This window comes from Parabacteroides sp. AF21-43 (genome assembly GCF_003635435.1).
Lineage (GTDB): Bacteria > Bacteroidota > Bacteroidia > Bacteroidales > Tannerellaceae > Parabacteroides > Parabacteroides distasonis.
Genome location: NZ_QTMG01000027.1, coordinates 26,476 through 44,115 on the forward strand (window position 1 = coordinate 26,476; position 17,640 = coordinate 44,115).

General features: G+C 43.1%; 19 protein-coding genes. 16 read left to right on the forward strand and 3 right to left on the reverse strand.

What is annotated here, in order from left to right:
• Positions 1-285 precede the first annotated feature (285 nt).
• From rsfS to DWX84_RS16605, 3 genes are all read left to right on the forward strand, one after another.
• Entirely contained in the window at positions 286-645 is a 360-nt protein-coding gene (gene rsfS / locus DWX84_RS16595; protein ID WP_005854895.1) for a ribosome silencing factor, read from the forward strand.
• Between the two features lie 30 nt (positions 646-675).
• Positions 676-2,730, forward strand: coding sequence for an ATP-dependent zinc metalloprotease FtsH (gene ftsH, locus DWX84_RS16600; RefSeq protein WP_036612872.1), 2,055 nt, complete (start codon positions 676-678; stop codon positions 2,728-2,730).
• A gap of 142 nt (positions 2,731-2,872) precedes the next feature.
• Positions 2,873-3,706 (forward strand): phosphatidate cytidylyltransferase, encoded by an 834-nt coding sequence (locus DWX84_RS16605; protein ID WP_048927667.1) that lies wholly within the window; start codon positions 2,873-2,875, stop codon positions 3,704-3,706.
• Here DWX84_RS16605 and DWX84_RS16610 read toward each other — a convergent pair.
• Positions 3,693-4,394, reverse strand: coding sequence for a porin family protein (locus DWX84_RS16610; protein WP_008778155.1), 702 nt, complete (start codon positions 4,392-4,394; stop codon positions 3,693-3,695). The two genes, DWX84_RS16605 and DWX84_RS16610, sit on opposite strands and share 14 nt — an antisense overlap.
• A gap of 153 nt (positions 4,395-4,547) precedes the next feature.
• On the opposite strand from DWX84_RS16610, the gene DWX84_RS16615 reads away from it, so the two are divergent.
• Positions 4,548-4,718, forward strand: coding sequence for a DUF362 domain-containing protein (locus DWX84_RS16615; RefSeq protein WP_005854886.1), 171 nt, complete (start codon positions 4,548-4,550; stop codon positions 4,716-4,718).
• Between the two features lie 107 nt (positions 4,719-4,825).
• On the opposite strand, the gene DWX84_RS16620 is transcribed toward DWX84_RS16615, so the two are convergent.
• A complete protein-coding gene (locus tag DWX84_RS16620; RefSeq protein WP_048927666.1) occupies positions 4,826-5,215 on the reverse strand; it encodes a DUF3276 family protein in 390 nt (129 codons plus the stop codon).
• Positions 5,216-5,438: 223 nt separating this feature from the next.
• Here DWX84_RS16620 and nusB point away from each other — a divergent pair, with 223 nt between their 5' ends.
• The 11 genes from nusB (at position 5,439) to DWX84_RS16675 (ending at position 15,720) form a co-directional block, all read left to right on the forward strand.
• Complete coding sequence (nusB, locus tag DWX84_RS16625) at positions 5,439-6,365, forward strand: transcription antitermination factor NusB (protein WP_005864942.1); 927 nt, start codon at positions 5,439-5,441, stop codon at positions 6,363-6,365.
• 62 nt (positions 6,366-6,427) lie between these two features.
• Complete coding sequence (gene yajC, locus DWX84_RS16630) at positions 6,428-6,742, forward strand: preprotein translocase subunit YajC (RefSeq protein WP_005864940.1); 315 nt, start codon at positions 6,428-6,430, stop codon at positions 6,740-6,742.
• 14 nt (positions 6,743-6,756) lie between these two features.
• Complete coding sequence (locus DWX84_RS16635) at positions 6,757-7,770, forward strand: YbbR-like domain-containing protein (protein WP_005864938.1); 1,014 nt, start codon at positions 6,757-6,759, stop codon at positions 7,768-7,770.
• Positions 7,763-8,344, forward strand: coding sequence for a dephospho-CoA kinase (coaE, locus tag DWX84_RS16640; RefSeq protein WP_048927665.1), 582 nt, complete (start codon positions 7,763-7,765; stop codon positions 8,342-8,344). Before DWX84_RS16635 ends, coaE begins: the two co-directional genes overlap by 8 nt.
• A 211-nt stretch (positions 8,345-8,555) precedes the next feature.
• Positions 8,556-8,993, forward strand: a complete 438-nt coding sequence (locus tag DWX84_RS16645) for a DUF5606 domain-containing protein (RefSeq protein ID WP_005854873.1) — start codon at positions 8,556-8,558, stop codon at positions 8,991-8,993.
• A 121-nt stretch (positions 8,994-9,114) separates the two neighbouring features.
• Complete coding sequence (locus DWX84_RS16650; protein WP_048927664.1) at positions 9,115-9,939, forward strand: alpha/beta hydrolase; 825 nt, start codon at positions 9,115-9,117, stop codon at positions 9,937-9,939.
• A 144-nt stretch (positions 9,940-10,083) separates the two neighbouring features.
• Entirely contained in the window at positions 10,084-11,049 is a 966-nt protein-coding gene (locus tag DWX84_RS16655; RefSeq protein ID WP_005864930.1) for an ROK family protein, read from the forward strand.
• Positions 11,050-11,060: 11 nt separating this feature from the next.
• Complete coding sequence (locus DWX84_RS16660) at positions 11,061-11,801, forward strand: N-acetylmannosamine-6-phosphate 2-epimerase (RefSeq protein ID WP_048927663.1); 741 nt, start codon at positions 11,061-11,063, stop codon at positions 11,799-11,801.
• A gap of 65 nt (positions 11,802-11,866) precedes the next feature.
• Positions 11,867-14,146 carry a pyruvate formate lyase family protein gene (locus tag DWX84_RS16665; protein WP_048927662.1) on the forward strand — a complete coding sequence of 760 codons (2,280 nt, stop codon included), beginning with the start codon at positions 11,867-11,869 and terminating at the stop codon, positions 14,144-14,146.
• A complete protein-coding gene (locus DWX84_RS16670) occupies positions 14,136-15,065 on the forward strand; it encodes a glycyl-radical enzyme activating protein (protein WP_048927661.1) in 930 nt (309 codons plus the stop codon). Before DWX84_RS16665 ends, DWX84_RS16670 begins: the two co-directional genes overlap by 11 nt.
• 64 nt (positions 15,066-15,129) lie before the next feature.
• A complete protein-coding gene (locus DWX84_RS16675; RefSeq protein ID WP_005854862.1) occupies positions 15,130-15,720 on the forward strand; it encodes a sugar O-acetyltransferase in 591 nt (196 codons plus the stop codon).
• A gap of 74 nt (positions 15,721-15,794) precedes the next feature.
• Here the strand turns inward: DWX84_RS16675 and DWX84_RS16680 are convergent, their stop codons facing one another.
• On the reverse strand, positions 15,795-16,688 hold the full coding sequence (locus DWX84_RS16680) for an AraC family transcriptional regulator (RefSeq protein ID WP_005864921.1): 894 nt from the start codon (positions 16,686-16,688) through the stop codon (positions 15,795-15,797).
• 168 nt (positions 16,689-16,856) lie between these two features.
• Between DWX84_RS16680 and DWX84_RS16685 the strand changes: the two genes are divergently transcribed.
• Positions 16,857-17,633 (forward strand): DUF1080 domain-containing protein, encoded by a 777-nt coding sequence (locus tag DWX84_RS16685; RefSeq protein ID WP_005854859.1) that lies wholly within the window; start codon positions 16,857-16,859, stop codon positions 17,631-17,633.
• Positions 17,634-17,640 lie beyond the last annotated feature (7 nt).

Consider the following 17,640-nt stretch of genomic DNA (forward strand, 5'->3'; position numbering starts at 1 on the left):
ATTTAACAAATCACCAACTCTCTTGTTAGCGGATGCAAAGGTATATACTTTTTCAAAATTTGCAAATAAACCTTCGAAAAAAATGTCCAGAAAAAACACGTACGTCTTTCGGATAAAACACGTACATGTTTTCTCAAAAAGACGTACGTGTTTTTTTAAAAGCTTATAACGATCGAGGAGATAGTCTCAAACAAGGTATTACACATATATTAATGAAAGAAAAAGACGTATGTAACGAATTAAGAAGTATATTTGCGACTTGGAAAATTATATCAATAGAAATAAATGGATCAAACAAAAGAATTAGTAAAAACGATTGTTGAAGGCCTTCAAGAAAAAAGAGGCAAAAATATTGTAACAGTAGATTTAAGCCAGACTTCTGGTGCCATTTGTCAATATATGGTTATTTGTGAGGGAAACACTCCTACCCAAGTTTCAGCGTTATCTGATTCCGTATGGGATTTCGCACGCAAGAACGCGAACGAGAAACCATTATCCATTGACGGTACACAGGGCGCTCAATGGATCGGCATGGATTATGGCACGGTTCTTGTACATATATTCCTGCCGGAACAACGTGCATTTTATAACTTAGAGAACCTTTGGGCAGACTCGAAGGTTATACAAGTACCTAACATTGATTAAGCCGGCCTAAATATTTGATGATAATCTCTTATGGAAAATAAAAACGATATATTTAATAAAACACCGAAGGGCGGGAAACCTAAGATGTTCCGCTTTAATTTGTATTGGATGTACGGGTTGATCTTCATCATGCTTGTTGCCCTATACATGACAAATGATTCTTCGGGAGCGAAAGAGCTAGGCTGGACAGAGTTCCAGAAACTAGCGCAGGAAAACGTATTCGATAAAATGACAGTCTACAACAAGAAGAACTTGGTGGAGGCTACAGTGAAAAATGGAAAGACTGAACAGGTCTTTGGGAATATGGACGTTTCTAAAATCGGGGTTTCTCCGAAAGTATACGTAAAGATCCCGTCGGCCGACAAGTTTTCCGATTTCTATGACAAAGCGGTAGCCGATAGTCACATCGATACACAAGTCCGGTTCGAGGAAGGCGATGACGCTATCTGGAATTTCTTGGTTTCATTTGGCCCGATTATCTTATTGATCGGTGTATGGATGTTCTTGATGAGACGTATGTCCGGTGGTACCGGCGCAGGTCCGGGTGGCGTGTTCAGCGTTGGTAAGGCAAAAGCTCAGCTTTTTGATAAAGATAATGACCGTAAGGTGACATTCAAGGATGTCGCCGGATTGGCGGAAGCGAAACAAGAGGTAGAGGAAATCGTCTCTTTCTTAAAGAATCCGGAAAAATATACCGAATTAGGAGGTAAGATACCCAAAGGTGCATTATTGGTAGGCCCTCCGGGAACCGGTAAGACATTATTGGCGAAGGCTGTTGCCGGAGAAGCTAATGTGCCGTTTTTCTCCTTGTCTGGTTCTGATTTCGTGGAGATGTTTGTCGGTGTAGGCGCCTCCCGTGTGCGTGACTTATTCCGCCAAGCGAAGGAAAAATCTCCTTGTATCGTCTTTATCGATGAGATCGATGCGGTAGGCCGTGCCCGTGGGAAGAACGCGAATATGAATAGCAACGATGAGCGTGAGAACACGTTGAACCAGCTGTTGACCGAAATGGATGGTTTCGGCTCTAACAGTGGTGTTATTATCTTAGCCGCTACAAACCGTGCGGACATTTTGGATAAAGCGTTGTTGCGTGCCGGACGTTTTGACCGACAAATCCATGTTGAATTACCGGATTTGAATGAACGTAAAGAGATATTCGGGGTGCATTTGCGTCCGATCAAGATAGATGAAAGCGTAGACGCTGAGTTCTTAGCAAGGCAGACTCCGGGCTTCTCGGGTGCTGATATCGCTAATGTTTGTAATGAGGCCGCTTTGATCGCCGCCCGTAACGGAAAGAAATTCGTACAGAAAGAAGACTTCATGAATGCGGTAGACCGCATTGTCGGTGGTCTTGAAAAACGTTCGAAGATCACGACGGAGGAAGAACGTAAATGTATCGCAAACCATGAGGCCGGTCACGCTACGTTAAGTTGGTTGTTGGAACATGCCAATCCGCTGGTTAAGGTGACAATCGTTCCCCGTGGTAAGGCATTAGGTGCGGCATGGTATTTGCCGGAAGAGAGACAGATCACCACCCGCGAGCAATTACAGGATGAGATGTGCGCTACCTTAGGAGGACGTGCCGCAGAGGAATTAGTCTTGGGAAAAATATCCACAGGCGCATCCAACGATTTGGAACGTGTCACGAAACAAGCATATGCGATGGTCGTTTACTTCGGTATGAGCGATAAACTTCCAAACTTGAACTATTACGACTCCACCGGACAGGATTGGGGATTCACCAAGCCTTATAGTGAGGAGACCGCGAAATTGATCGATACGGAAGTACAGAAGATCATCAATGAGCAATACGACAGGGCAAAACGGATATTATCCGAGAATAAGGAAGGACATAGTAAACTTGCGCAGGTATTATTGGATCGTGAGGTAATCTACTCGGAAGATGTAGAGCATATCTTCGGGAAACGAGCCTGGATCTCCCGTTCCCAAGAGATTCTGGAGTTGCAGGAAAAGGCTAACGGAAAGAACAAGGAGAATGCGGATAAGGAGGCGGAAGCGGACGCAACAACGGAAAACGTAACCGATACTCCTACTGAAGAAAACAAGACAGGGAAAATAGCTTGACCAAAGTCAAGACATTCATAACAAGTAAGGCTGGGGCGTATCTTTGATCAAAAGTTACTATCCAGCCTTCCTTATTGCTGTATTATCAATTTATTAGTTATATTTGCAGCCAAAATTACAAACAAGCAAAAACACTATTGTTTTGAAAAATCTGATTACACGTGCATTGACTGGCATCATTTTCGTCGCGGTATTAGTCGGTGCGATCTATTTCCACTCCTATTATTTTCTTACGGTATTTGGACTCATTACCGGACTTTCTCTATGGGAGTTCTACGGATTGGTTAAACATTATGAGAATGCCGCCATCAAACGATTTGTCAGCTCCTTGGGGGGAGCCTACCTCTTCGCCGCCACATTCGGTTACGCCAATGGCTTGATTGGAGGCAATATATTTCTCCCCTATCTTTTATTCTTAATGTATACCATGATCACCGAGCTTTACGATAAAGCCAGTAATCCAATCAATAACTGGGCATTGACCTTATTCGGTCAAATCTATTGCGCAGGCTCTTTCTCTCTGCTAAACTTTATTACATCGGTACCTAATACGCCGGGCGAGATCGTACATATCCCCTATTTTGCCTTGGCTATTTTCGTTTTCGTATGGGTAAATGATACGGGAGCTTATCTAGTGGGATCTATGCTTGGAAAAAGAAGATTGTTCGAACGTATCTCTCCCAAGAAGTCCTGGGAAGGTTTTTACGGAGGGTTGGCATTCGTATTAATAACCTCCCAAATATTCGCTTGGTTCATGCCGGCCACAAACTGGTACACATGGCTTGGATTAGCCGGCACGATCGTAGTATTCGGGACTTGGGGCGACTTGATCGAATCTTTGATGAAACGTACGTTAGGCGTGAAAGATTCCGGGCATGTATTACCCGGACATGGAGGCATGCTGGATCGCTTCGATAGCGTAATGATGGCTATTCCGGCCGCTTATATCTATATCGAGTTATTTATTCGAAATTAAATGTCAGGATCACCATACGGGATGTAGCTTTCGATAAGGCATCCGTATATTTGATATTTGCTTGATCTACCAAGTCCGGACGATCTTTCTCCAATAGGTTAACCAATCCGAAACAGAATTTCAGCTCCGGGCATAACTTAAAGTAGGGTAGATAGATATCACATCCCAAGCCAAACTCAAATCCGAAGTCCGTGCTTTTCAATAGAATCGGATTACCTTTCTTACGGCCTATATCCACGGAGCCATAGATACCGCCGATCAAATAAGGACGGTAATTATTCAAGCGTAAAGCCGTATATTTAACGTCTAAGGGGAAATTCAGATAACTGGAACGAACGTTCGTGATGAATTCCTCTCCCGTAGCCTGTTCCCGAAACTTAAATTTCTTATCCCCGAAATGGATAGAAGGCGTGAAGCGTAAATTGAAATAAGGATTCATATACATATCTCCGATCACCCCGACACTAAAGCCGGGTGAGTAAGAAGGAATCTCCGCGAACCAAGTCTCTCCATTGGTCATGACACCGGTATGGGTCAATAACAAATCCTGCGAGTGAATACCCACATGAAACCCCAGATGAAGCCATTTCAAATCAGCGTACGGCTGATTCCTCACCCTTTCCTTTTGAGCCATGGCTCCCATGGTAGCCAAGCTTACCACATATAATATAAGTAATAATCGTCTCAAATCTCAACCTATTTTGTTTAATAACGAAAACCCGACAAAGATATTGCAAAAAAGAAGATTTTTGAAGAAAATAAGCCAGTAGATATTTTTTAAATAGAAAGAAAGCTATATTTTTGCACCTACTAATAGTTATCAATTTAAACGTTTAAAAAAATGGCTTACGTAATTAGCGATGATTGTATTGCATGCGGAACTTGTATTGATGAGTGTCCGGTAGGAGCAATTTCAGAAGGTGATAAATACAGCATCAACCCTGAAATGTGTACAGATTGTGGAACTTGCGCTGACGCATGTCCTACAGAGGCTATCCACCCGGCTGAATAATTCGCAGCAAAGAATAGGATTTTCCTTTGCGGAAAGCTCCTAACACATAACGGGCTGTTTCTCTCCATGAGTAAAACAGCCCGTTATCTTTTTCTCTTCGTGTTACATTAAAACTCAATATCCAACTTTATAGCACCGGAAGCCATATCCTCCTCCGAGGAATCGCCATGAATCGTTTCCTCCTCTTCAGGTTCCACCACGTCTTCCGCGGATTTCTTCAGATTTGAGTTCTTGATATAACTGATTACATCTTGCATTCCCTCCATAAACTTCTCAAAGTCCTCCTTATAAAGGAAAATCTTATGCTTCTCAAATGAGATTTGCAAACCATCCTTTGATTGAATTTTCTTACTTTCCGTAACGGCAACGAATAGGTCATCTTTCAAATTCCTCTTCACATCCAGATAATAAATCCGTTTTCCCGCTTTAATGGCTTTAGAGTATAGAATCTCCCTGTCGCCACCTTCAACATGTTTTTTATTCCTTGATTCTTCCATGACAGCTAACATTCGTTAAAAAACCACCCACTTTATATAACTTGCTTCAAATATGTGCATTTTTTTTTAATTAGCAACTATTTTAACGATCGAAAATACGCCCATTGAGGCTAAATTTGTAAAATATCATCTAACACATATAAAATTAAGTAAATCCGGATTCTTTTATGGAAAAAACGACTACCTTTGCAGCCTAATTTATAATAAGAAGTTCCTTCAAACGATGATCAACAGAATTTTAATCCGCATTAAAGTTTTACAGATAGTATACTCTTACTATCAAAACGGAAACGGTGACCTCAAAGTTGCGGAAAACGAATTGCTTTTCAGCCTTCAGAAGTCATATGACTTATATTATTATTTCTTACTCCTAATTATCGAAGTTACCAACCTGCAAAGAAGGATCCTTGACACCCGGAAGTGCAAATACATGCCTACCGATGAGGAGTTAAACCCGAATACACGCTTCGTAGACAATCGTTTTGTCGCTCAATTAGCGGAAAACGATACGTTGAAAAAGTATGTGGACGAGCAAGGTCTCTCATGGAGTAACGACGAGGAGTTTGTTAAAAACGTATTGGATACGATCTTAAGCTCTGAAATTTACGCCGAATACTTGAAAAACGAAGAAGACTCGTACGAGACGGATCGTGAGTTCTGGCGCCAGATCTTCAAGAAAGTAATCTGTGGGAACGAGATGATAGAGGAATATCTGGAAGACAAAAGCATCTACTGGAACGACGATATTGAGATCGTAGAGACTTTCGCCTTGAAGACTATCAAGAAATTCGAGGAGAAGAAAGGTAGTAAACAAGCCTTATTGCCAATGTTCAAGGATTTGGAAGACAAGGCTTTCGCAATCAAGTTATTTCGTCAAAGTTTGTTGAAAGGTAAGGAATATCGTGAACGCATCGACAAACATATGAAGAATTGGGAAACCGAACGTATCGCCAATATGGACTTGATCATCATGCAAGTCGCCTTAGCCGAGATTTTATCGTTCCCGACCATTCCCATCAACGTTACCTTAAATGAATATATCGATGCCGCAAAGTATTATAGTACACCTAAAAGCGGAACATTCATTAACGGAATTCTGGATTCAATAGTCAACGAATTAAAAAAAGAGAAGTTATTGCTCAAAGATTAATTATTATCATTACATTTGTGCATATCATTATTGATATTAACTTGTAAAACGATTATTATAGTATGAACTTACTCAGTATTTTACTTCAAGCTCCAGCTGGAGGAAGTCAGTGGTCCGGTATTTTGATGATGGTAGTTATCGTAGCTATCTTCTATTTCTTCATGATCCGTCCGCAACAAAAGAAACAAAAAGAAATCCAGAAATCACGTGAGGCGTTGAAAACAGGCGATAAAGTGATTACCGCCGGAGGTATCTATGGAAAGATCAAAGAGATCGGTGATACTTATATGCTAATCGAGGTAGCGGATGGAGTACGTATCCGTGTAGATAAAACTTCTATTTTCGCTTCAGCGGAAGACGCTCAGCAGCAGAAATAATCTAACTACAGAATATGTCACGACTTGAGAACATACAAAATTCCTTCAAGTCTATCCAAGCAAAGACTAAGGCTTTTTTCCACGGAGACAGATGGAAAGAGGTCTTGGTCTTTTTCTTTTTCGCCCTTTTGGCTTTCGGTTTCTGGCTACTCCAAAGCTTGCAGCAGGAATATGAGATAGAACTTGTTTTTCCGGTTAAGTATAAGAACGTACCTGCCGATATAGCGTTTAATGCCCCTGAGGTGGAAACGATTACCGCAAAGGTAAAAGACAAGGGTAGCGTTTTACTCAACTATACTTTTGGAAGATCGTTTGCTCCGATCGAAGTGAACATGAAGAATACGAAGGAGAAAAATGGTTCGGTTCAAGTAAGTAAAAGGCAGATCGAGAACGATATTCAAAAACAATTGATAGCCACTACGGCATTACAAAGTTTTGATCCGCAACAAATAGATATGGATTTCAGTCAGCGGGTCCATAAGGAAATACAGGTCGTTTTTAATGGTGATATTCATATGGAAGCCGGCTTTCAATTATCCGGGGATATCCAAATCAATCCCCAAAAGATCAACGCTTATGCCACCGCAGCGATCTTAGATACGTTGACCTCGGTCAAGACGGCTTTCACTGAAGTTAAAAAAGCGAATAAAAACATTACGAGAACCGTACAACTAATCAAAGTAGACGGCGTTAACTTCGATCCGGAAAACGTATCTATCACGATTCCGATAGAGGAGTACACGGAGAAGACATTGGAAATACCTGTCTCTTGCAGTCATATACCGCCACATTATACGGTACGTATGTTTCCGGCGGTCGTAAAAGTGACTTGCAGTGTGCCCTTGTCCCGATTCAAAGGACTTTCGGAAGATATGTTCTCGATTCATATACCTTTTGAGGATCTGGAGCAAAACGTATCTGGTACCCTACCCGTCAAACTCACCAAGAAACCAGACTGGGTACATACGGCAACCTTATTGCCAGATAAGGTAGAATTTATTTTGGAACACAACAATAAGCATGATTAAAATAGGCATTACAGGAGGGATCGGGAGCGGCAAATCCGTCGTAGCCTCTTTATTAGCGTTATCCGGTGTACCCGTATACATAGCGGACGAGGAAAGTAAATGGCTGACAAATAACTCCCCGGTTATCCGTGAGAAATTAACAGCCCTTTTCGGTCCGGAGATTTATACGAATGAGGGATTGAACAAGAAACTTCTAGCCTCCCACATCTTTAATAATCCGGAACAATTACAACAGGTCAACCAGATCATTCATCCTGAGGTAAACCGTCATTTCTCGGCTTGGGTAGAGAGACAGACTTCCCCTTTATGTGCCATCGAATCCGCCATATTATTCGAATCCGGTTTCTACAAAGTGGTAGACATAAGCTTGATGGTCTATGCCCCAAGAGAACTCCGCATCGAAAGAGCCTTGGGGAGGGACTCAACCTCGAGAGAAGAAATCGAACGCAGAATCAACAGCCAAATGTCGGACGAGGAAAAGAAAGATCGCTCCGATTACGTTATCTATAATGACAACAGACAGGCCCTTATACCGCAAGTAGGCAAACTGTTATGTTGGCTTCAATCCCAATAATCACCGATAGCGGGACGAGTGGCTTTTACAGCATCTTACCTTCATCATCCAATGAACTTAAAATACTTCGTCAACGAACCTAAGATACTTTGTCGATGCACCTAAGATACTTCTCCAACGAAGTTAACTGTCCTCATGACGGAAGAATTCCACTTTTTCTTATTACCTTTGTCACCTCGAAGTTTAACACTAATAGAAAATAAAAAACATTATGTTGAAGACTATTTTGTCTATTTCGGGAAAACCCGGTCTGTATAAACTGGTTTCCCATGGAAAAAACATGTTGATCGTTGAATCGCTGACTGATAACAAGAGAGTACCCGCATACGCAAAAGATAAAGTAATCTCATTAGGCGATATCGCAATCTATACGGATGAAACAGAAGTGCCTTTGCATGAGGTATTGACTAGCGTAAAGAATAAAGAAGAGGGAAAAGCCGCCTCTTTGGTACCTTCTAAAGCCACGACGGACCAATTGCGTGCGTACTTTGCCGAGGTATTGCCTAGCTATGATCGTGAGCGTGTTTATCCGAGCGACATCAAGAAACTACTCTCTTGGTATAACATCTTGATCAACGCAGGCATCACTGACTTTACCCCGGAAGATGCTCCGGCAGAAAAGGAAGCTGCTGAAAAAGAAGCAGAATAACAGCATACGACATAAAGATTAAAGAAAGGACCGTTCGATACCCATCGTCCGGTCCTTTTTTTAAACATACTTAAAGACTTTATTTTTCGCTATATTTGCATAATTCTAGATATCACTATTTATGAAAACAAAAACAGTTCTTCTCTTTCTTATCGTATTATTCTCAGGAATATGCCGGATACATGCGCAAGCCGATTTCTACTTGATGCAGGCATTAGGGAGTCGATATATCTACAACTCAGACTATTTTGAAGAGACCCGTGAAATGCAAGTCTATTTAAGCGGAGTAGATGGTAGCCTTAAAAGTGACTCTTTACTCGCTATTTATGTCTTAGACGCACAATATCCCCCCACATTCAATTTATTTTGTTCAACATTCGAGTTGACACATCCCAACATACCCTGTATTATTGTTGGAATATTTAATTCAAACAGGCAAAGTGAGCTGACCCCGCCTTTCACAGATTCCTTATCGGTAAAAAGATATGACAACCCGGGACATGGAAAAGAAATGCTCTCGTCATTAACGAATGAAATAATCCCTTTCATCCAAGAAAAATACCATGCGGGAAATAACAGGATTTTAGTCGGACATTCGTTGGGAGGGACATTCGTCACTTATGCGATGATGGAACACCCAGACTTATTTCCTTATATTATAGCCATATCACCGAACTATAAATACAGCGAAAATATGATGATTGATAGGTTACGAGTGTTCACGGAAACCTATCAAGGAGAAAAAAAATTATATATCTACCTAGCCAACGGAGACAAAGATAAAACAGAAGAAGACTTCAAGCCCATGATAAAAGAGGCTTGCTCCATCATCGAGAAAAATAATAGAATCGACCTACGATATGATTCTTTAAACATAAAGAAACACAGTCACACTATATTTGAAGGTTATTACAGAAGTCTCCTCTCGATAACACCTCTTCTCTAAAGTACTCTCGTAAGCTTGCGAGAGCACTTATGCAAAAATAGTCCATTATTTTAGGCTAAACCTCACATTGTCTAGGGCAGACAACTCCTCTATCTTTGCCAACAAATAATTCACTCTATTGACCTCATAAAATAAAGAGCAAAGATGGAAAGCACCAAGTATTATCTCGGTCTGGACGTTGGCGGTACCAATATGGTCGCTGGCGTAGTAGATGAGAATCACCAGATTATCGCAAAGGAGAGTATACCGACACAAGCCGGACGCACGATCGAGGAGATCACCACCGACATGGCGGAAGTCAGCAAAAAAGCGGTTCTCAAAGCAGGCTTGCAAATGGAAGACATCTCTTCTTGGGGCATCGGCATGCCTAGTTACGTAAATCCAAAGACGAACCTTTTGGTACATGCCAATTGTTTCGGATGGAAGAATGTCCCCATCTACGACTATTTAAAGAAGCATATCTCATTGCCTACTTATATAGCCAACGACGCCAATTGCGCGACCTATGGAGAGGTCTTGGCCGGATCGGCCAGCCAATATACCGACGCCATCATGCTTACGCTAGGAACGGGAGTTGGAGGCGGAATTATCATGGGTAAGAAGATTTATTCCGGATCCGATAATATGGGAGCCGAACTTGGACATACCAAATTGGTATACAATGGCGAACGCTGCACTTGCGGGCAAAAAGGCTGTTTGGAAGCTTATTGCTCATCCACCGCATTAATCCGTATCATGAAAGAGACCTTACAAAAGAATAAGGACACCTTGATATGGAAACTTTGCGGCGAAGACGAAAATAAAGTCAATGGAGAGATTCTTTTCGAGGCCGCTAAACAAGGGGATTCCCTCGCTAAACAGATCGTCGATGACTATATCAGTAGACTGGCCGCCGGAATCTCCACGTTCATAACCATCTTCCGTCCGCAAGTAATCATCTTAGGGGGGGGTATCGCACATGCAGGTGACCTGCTGTTGAAACCTTTAAACGAGAAACTACATACTTGTACCTTCGCCGCCGAGGAAATAGGTATCCCTCAAGTTATCCGTGCGGAATTAGGAAATGACGCCGGAATAATCGGCGCCGCGCTTTTAGAGAAAACGATGTAACGAAAAAAAATATGAAAACAAATAAGAAAGAACTTTTAGATTCATTCAAGGGAGGACTGATCGTATCCTGTCAAGTACAACACGATGATCCGACTTTTTCAGTAGACTTTGTCGTAAAAATGGCAAAAGCCGCCCAATGGGGAGGTGCCGTAGGCATCCGTGCCAACGACCCGGAGCAGATCAAGGCGATCAAAAAAGAGGTGGATTTGCCGGTAATCGGGCTTTGGAAAATCTGGCACGATGATACGGACGTATTTATCACTCCCACCCTAGAGGCCGCTAAAGCGGTATGGGAAGCCGGAGCCGAGATTATCGCCTTGGACTGTACGAGCCAAATCACTCATGAAGGCCGCCCGGCATACGAACTGCTACCGATCTTGAAAAAGGAAATTCCGGAAGCGATCATCTTCGCCGACGTATCCAATTATGAGGAAGCCGTACGTGCCGTAGAAATGGGAGCCTATATCGTTGGCCCTACCTTATATGGGTATACGGAAGCTACCAAACATATCGAGCAACCGGATTTACGGGAGTTCGCCCGTATGTGCCGTGACTTCAAGGGCAAGGCCTACGTCATTATGGAGGGGCATATCTACTCGCCGGAAGATGCCATGAAATGTATCTTCCTCGGAGCTCATTCCGTAGTAGTAGGCAGCGCGATCACCCGTCCGCACTTGATCACGAAACGTTTTACGGACTTACTAACCGGTTATCAAAATAATTGGCGGGAAGCCGAAAGAAGCAAACATTAAAAAATCATCTGCTTGTAGAGATAGGGCATGCCCCGTCTCTACACAATATTAACAACAATAATCATATGGCAAATTTCAATGTAGAAGGGGCGCAAAACGTAGAGATCAGCAAGAAATTACCTTGCGAGAAACCTCTGATCGTACAACTGGAGATCATGGAGCGGTATACGGCAGTCCATAAAGCCTGTGCCGCCCTACCCAAAGAGATACGTGAAGTGGAATGCCTGAAAGTTTTATACCCCACGCTATTTCGCAAGATCACGAATCAAGACTTGATCGCCGGACGTACGGACTTCCTACCGATCGGGTTCGGATGCGTAACTTCCTTAGGGGGTGTCGGGCATTATTGCGTATTCAAGAAACTCCGTGCCTTCCAGCAACAACTGGATGAAACTGAACGAAAACGGGTGGATGCGTTATATGATTATTGGTTGGATCACGATTTAAAGACCCAATTCAACAAGGAGGTCCTCACCGAGGATACATTGGGTATGTTCATCGACTGCGAATACCCGATGATCGCTACCGCACGTCTATCCGGAATGATGCTGGATTACCCGAAACTATTGGATAAGGGCATCGGTGGCCTTCGCTCTGATTTACAGGAGAAACTCAAAGAGCAACCCGATAATAACTTTTACAAAGCAGGCATCCAATGTCTGGATATTTTTGTAGATTGTGCTTCTCATCTCCAGCAAGACGCTAGAGAGCAAATGGCTTCAGCCAACATGAAAAGGCAAAAAGAATTAGAGCGTATCTGCCAAGCCCTAGAGAACATCAAGGAGAAGAAACCCGGTACGTTCCATGAAGCGATGCAGTTATTCTGGTTATTCGCTTTGTTGGCCGGTGTTATAAACTACGGTCGTCTGGATGATTATCTAGGCCCTTATTTAGTAGCCGATCTCAAGTCCGGGCGATTGACCGACGAAGAGGCATACCGATATATCCACTCGCTTTGGACCATGATTGAAAATCGCCGTACAACCGTAAACGGACGTATCATCGTAGGCGGTAAAGGACGCAAACATCCGAAAGAGGCCGACGTATTCCTGCATATCGCCATGAAAGTAGCGAAAAATTGCAGGTATGTAGAGCCACAATTCACCTTGCGTTTCGATAAAGATACCTCCGAGGAAATCTGGGACGAAGCGTTGGACGCTTTGGGTGCGGGAGCTACTTACCCGACCCTTTACAATGACGACGTAAACGTCCCGGCCGTCATGTACGGAATGCGTGTAGACGAGAAAGCAGCGGAACAATACGTGCCTTTCGGGTGTACCGAGTTCGTGATACAAGGACAAAGTACGGGTACGCCCAACATCTGCATCAATTTACTAAAACTACTTACGATTTATATGAATGATGGTATCGACCCGATTGACGGTAAACGTAAATCCGGGCCGGTACCTCTAAAGAAATTAGAGGAGTATCAGACATTCGAGGAATTCTATGACGGTTACAAGGCTTTACTCGATTATTATCTGGATCTGTCTGTCAAAGCCCAATACCATTCGTATGAGGTGATGAACCAGCACGTAAGTTTCTTGTTTACCAGCCTATTGACCGATGATTGCATCGCACGGGGAAAAGCGCTTTTGGACGGAGGCGTACGTTATCTAGGCGGGACAAACGAGACGTATGGCAATATCAACACTTCCGATTCCCTGTGGGTAATCCGGGATCTGGTATTCAATCAAAAAAAATACACGTTACGGCAATTGAATGATGCCATGCTAGCTAATTTTAACGGCTATGAGGCTTTACGAAAAGATTGCCTAAACTGTGATAAATATGGTAACGACCTTGAGACTGCCGATACGATGGCCAACGATTTGTACGAGTTCGTAGCGAAAGGCGTACGCAATCGCGGTATCGCCATCGGTATGCAATACTTCTTGATCGTTATCAGCAATAATCAATTAAACACGGAATGGGGAAACCGGACCGCCGCCTCACCCGACGGGCGATTATCGTGCATGTATATGAATCCTGCCAATAATCCGCAAGGGGGAGCGAATAAAAGCGGCCCCACGGCCATGCTGAATTCCTTGGCGAAGTTCGACGCCAAGTATCATGGAGGCTCGGTACAAAACATTAAGTTTTCTCCTTCCATGTTCAACGAGAACAGGGCTGTCATCAAGAGCCTGTTCAAGACTTATTTTGCGAAAGGGGGTTGCCATTTGATGGTGACTGTAGTAGATAAGGGAGTTTTAGAAGACGCGGTAGAGCACCCGGAAAATTACCCGGACCTAATCGTCCGGGTAAGCGGGTTCTCCGCGGTATTCGTCGATTTATCTCCCAATATTCAACAGGAACTTTTAAGCAGGGTATTATATGATGAATAAATATAAGGTTAGCGAGAATAGGTTATCAATCATGGAGATCGAACGGTTCGCCGTTCACGACGGCCCGGGCATCCGGACCGTCGTTTTCCTTCAAGGTTGTCCCCTACATTGTCCATGGTGCTCCAACCCGGAATCCCAGAAAAGGAAACCGCATCTGCTCCATATCAAGAATAAATGTATCGGATGCGGACGTTGCGAGGCGATTTGTACACGGGGAAATATCTCCATCCAAGATCATTATCCGGTATTTAATCGGCAGGCTTGTGTGGCGTGCAAGGCTTGCGAGCGTATATGCCCGCAGAACGCTATTAAGTTTGTCGGTGAATCAATTACCTCATCCGAGGTTATGGAAATCCTTTTACGTGACCGGGATTATTACCTGAATTCCGGTGGAGGGGTTACGTTTTCCGGAGGGGAAGCTTTCACGCAATTCGAGGGATTGATGGATTTGCTGATCCAATGCAAGAACGAGAAACTGCATACCTCCGTAGAGACTTGCGGGCAAGTGAATCTTGATAAGATAAAGCAAGCGCTTCCGCTTATCGATTTGTTCTTGTTCGATATCAAACATACGGACAAGGATTTACTTCAGAAAGAAACCGGAGCGAACTTGGATACGATCCTCACGAATTTACGGTATATATCCAGTAAGAGCGCTAATAAAGTAACGATCCGTGTACCGGTAATCCCCGGTTTCAATTTCAATGAGAATACGCTTCGGGAAATATTCATGCTGGCGAAAGAAAATCGTATCAAATGCGTACACCTGCTTCCCTACCATACATTGGGAAAAGATAAATACGAGCAATTAGGTCTCACCTATCCTTATCCCTGCGAGCAAATGCTAGCCAAAGAAGAGCTGTTCCCCTTTAAGGAGATGGGGGAAAAAATGGGTTTGGAAATACGAATCGGAGGATAAACTCCTCCCAATAAAATAGTATCTTCGCGCAAATCATCGTTTTATAAATCTTAGTAAGAGACATATGAAAACAGAAAAAGAGAAAGCGGCGGAAGGTCTATTATACAATGCGAATCATGATAGTGAGCTTCAAGATGAGATGAAAAGAGCGAAATGCGTCCTTTTCAAATACAACCAATTGCCCCCCGACCAAGAGGAAGAAAAAGATCGGATTCTAACCTCTTTTCTAGGCAAGAAAGGGAAGAACACCGTTATCCTATCCCCTTTCCAATGCGATTATGGCTATAATATCGAGATTGGGGATAATTTCTTCGCCAACGTGAATCTCGTTATCTTGGATGGAGCGAAAGTTCGTATCGGCAATAACGCATTCATCGCCCCGAACGTAGGCATCTATACCGCCGGCCACCCTTTTGACGTAAAGCAACGTAATGAGGGTTTGGAATACGCTTTTCCCGTGACCATCGGCGATAACGTATGGATCGGTGCGCAAGCCTGTATCCTTCCGGGGGTGACCATTGGCGATAACACGGTAATCGCCGGAGGTAGTGTCGTAACCAAAGATATTCCGGCCAATGTTATAGCTGCCGGCAATCCCTGCCGTGTAATCCGGGAAATAACGGAAGCCGACCGGAATAAATACCGCCAGCCCTAAGCTCCCGTTTAGGGTATCCCTAAGCCCTCGTTTAGGGCAGCCCTAAATTCCCGTTTAGGTTCATCGTAAATATCTCACTTCGGTAACGAGTGCCGGTAATCCTTGGGTGATGTCCCTACTATCTTCTTAAAGATACGGCTGAAATAGTAGGGATCGTCAAAGCCCAGTTTCAAGGCGACTTGATTGATCTTCATATTCGTATGTAATAATAGCTGGCAAGCCCGGTCTATTTTCATATGCAAGAAATAATTCATCGGAGCATAACCGGTTTCCTTGAAGAAAAGCCTGTACATATAAGATTCCGAATAGCCGAAATGAGAGGCCAATTCCTTTAATGTCAATTTATTTTCCAGATTCTCCGTCATGAAGTGGGTCGCCAAACTAATAAAGAACGTATTCTCCGCCTTGCTTTTGGAGAATTTAGCCTCCCTATACGTCTTCACATAGAGGAAAGAGGCGATCAAATGATTGAAACTTAAATTGACGTAATTAACCGTAGCCTCATCCGTCCCACTCTCCAACACATTCAATAGTTCATCAAAAAAAGCGATACGATCGCCGATACGGGAATTATCATCCATGTCGATCGGGATCACCCCTTGCAGTTGATCGCTGATATACTTCGCCTTTTTCCCTTTAAAATGTGCCCAATAAATATACCAAGGATCATGCTCGCTCGAACCATATTGATGGGGCTTCTCTGCCGGGAGGATGAAAAAATGATTCTCGGGTACGACATATCGTTTTCCATCCAACACGTACCAGCCCTCTCCTTTGGTGCAATAAATTAAAAGATACTCTCCACAACCGGACGCACGATCAATATAATGGTTTTCCGCCTTCGGAAAATACCCCATAGAGTGTACGACCAAGTCCGCGACCAACGGGTTGTTCAACGCTTGTTCTATAATGTAGAAAGGATAGACAATCAACCGCTGACCGGAAAAACCATGCTTTATTTTCGCCATAAACCAAAACTTTTAGATGGTTACTGAATAACGCAAAGATAATCCATTTTTTTTAGCTAGATACTCTATTATCCAAATCCTTTATGTGCAGTATTTTTGCCAATGAACAAATAAACCATATCAAATGGCGTTATCATAAGGAGATAATCAAACTAAATATTCTAACAGATGAAAAAGATCGTATCTATTTTTCTAGTAACCATTTACGGGATGTGTATGGTTGCATGTGGAAGTCGTTCCTCATCCACGGAAGTAAAAGATAATGTATTGACTGAGGAAGAAAAAGCGGAAGGCTATACCTTGTTATTCAATGGCAAGGATTTTACCGGTTGGAAAATGTTCAACGGGGGTGATGTCAAGGGATGGCAGGTAGAAGACGGGGTGATCGTCGGCTACGGAAACGGTGGTGACGTGATAGCGGATACTACGATCAAGGTAAGTACCGATATCGTTACCGTTAAGAATTACCATAATTTCCAGATCAAATGGGACTGGAAAATCGGAGCGCAAGGAAACTCCGGATTCTTATATCACGTACAAGAAGGACCTAAGTACAAAGCTCCTTTTGAAACCGGCCCGGAATACCAGTTGATCGATGACGATAACTATCCTTGGGTCAGCGAGACCGGAAAAGAGGGATTGGAAGACTGGCAGAAAACGGGTTGCAACTACGCTATGTATGTACCGGAAACCAAACAGGTGAACCCTCCGGGAGAATGGAACTCCTCTATGGTACTTTACAAGGATGGATATGTTGAGCACTGGCTGAACGGAGAAAAACTATTCTCTTTCCAAGAAGGGTCCGAAGATTGGAAGATGCGTCGTTATAGCGGTAAATGGGAAGCTTTCCCCGATTACGGTATCTCTACCACCGGTAAACTTTGTTTTCAGGACCATGGAAGTAAAGTATATTTCAAGAATGTGAAGATTAAGGATTTAGACTAATTGTATT

Coding starts and splice junctions, on each gene's coding strand:
- rsfS (WP_005854895.1), top strand. CDS start 286: ATGGATCAAACAAAAGAATTAGTAAAAACGATTGTTGAAGGCCTTCAA.
- ftsH (WP_036612872.1), top strand. CDS start 676: ATGGAAAATAAAAACGATATATTTAATAAAACACCGAAGGGCGGGAAA.
- DWX84_RS16615 (WP_005854886.1), top strand. CDS start 4,548: ATGGCTTACGTAATTAGCGATGATTGTATTGCATGCGGAACTTGTATT.
- DWX84_RS16620 (WP_048927666.1), bottom strand. CDS start 5,215: ATGGAAGAATCAAGGAATAAAAAACATGTTGAAGGTGGCGACAGGGAG.
- nusB (WP_005864942.1), top strand. CDS start 5,439: ATGATCAACAGAATTTTAATCCGCATTAAAGTTTTACAGATAGTATAC.
- yajC (WP_005864940.1), top strand. CDS start 6,428: ATGAACTTACTCAGTATTTTACTTCAAGCTCCAGCTGGAGGAAGTCAG.
- DWX84_RS16635 (WP_005864938.1), top strand. CDS start 6,757: ATGTCACGACTTGAGAACATACAAAATTCCTTCAAGTCTATCCAAGCA.
- coaE (WP_048927665.1), top strand. CDS start 7,763: ATGATTAAAATAGGCATTACAGGAGGGATCGGGAGCGGCAAATCCGTC.
- DWX84_RS16645 (WP_005854873.1), top strand. CDS start 8,556: ATGTTGAAGACTATTTTGTCTATTTCGGGAAAACCCGGTCTGTATAAA.
- DWX84_RS16650 (WP_048927664.1), top strand. CDS start 9,115: ATGAAAACAAAAACAGTTCTTCTCTTTCTTATCGTATTATTCTCAGGA.
- DWX84_RS16655 (WP_005864930.1), top strand. CDS start 10,084: ATGGAAAGCACCAAGTATTATCTCGGTCTGGACGTTGGCGGTACCAAT.
- DWX84_RS16660 (WP_048927663.1), top strand. CDS start 11,061: ATGAAAACAAATAAGAAAGAACTTTTAGATTCATTCAAGGGAGGACTG.
- DWX84_RS16665 (WP_048927662.1), top strand. CDS start 11,867: ATGGCAAATTTCAATGTAGAAGGGGCGCAAAACGTAGAGATCAGCAAG.
- DWX84_RS16670 (WP_048927661.1), top strand. CDS start 14,136: ATGATGAATAAATATAAGGTTAGCGAGAATAGGTTATCAATCATGGAG.
- DWX84_RS16675 (WP_005854862.1), top strand. CDS start 15,130: ATGAAAACAGAAAAAGAGAAAGCGGCGGAAGGTCTATTATACAATGCG.
- DWX84_RS16680 (WP_005864921.1), bottom strand. CDS start 16,688: ATGGCGAAAATAAAGCATGGTTTTTCCGGTCAGCGGTTGATTGTCTAT.
- DWX84_RS16685 (WP_005854859.1), top strand. CDS start 16,857: ATGAAAAAGATCGTATCTATTTTTCTAGTAACCATTTACGGGATGTGT.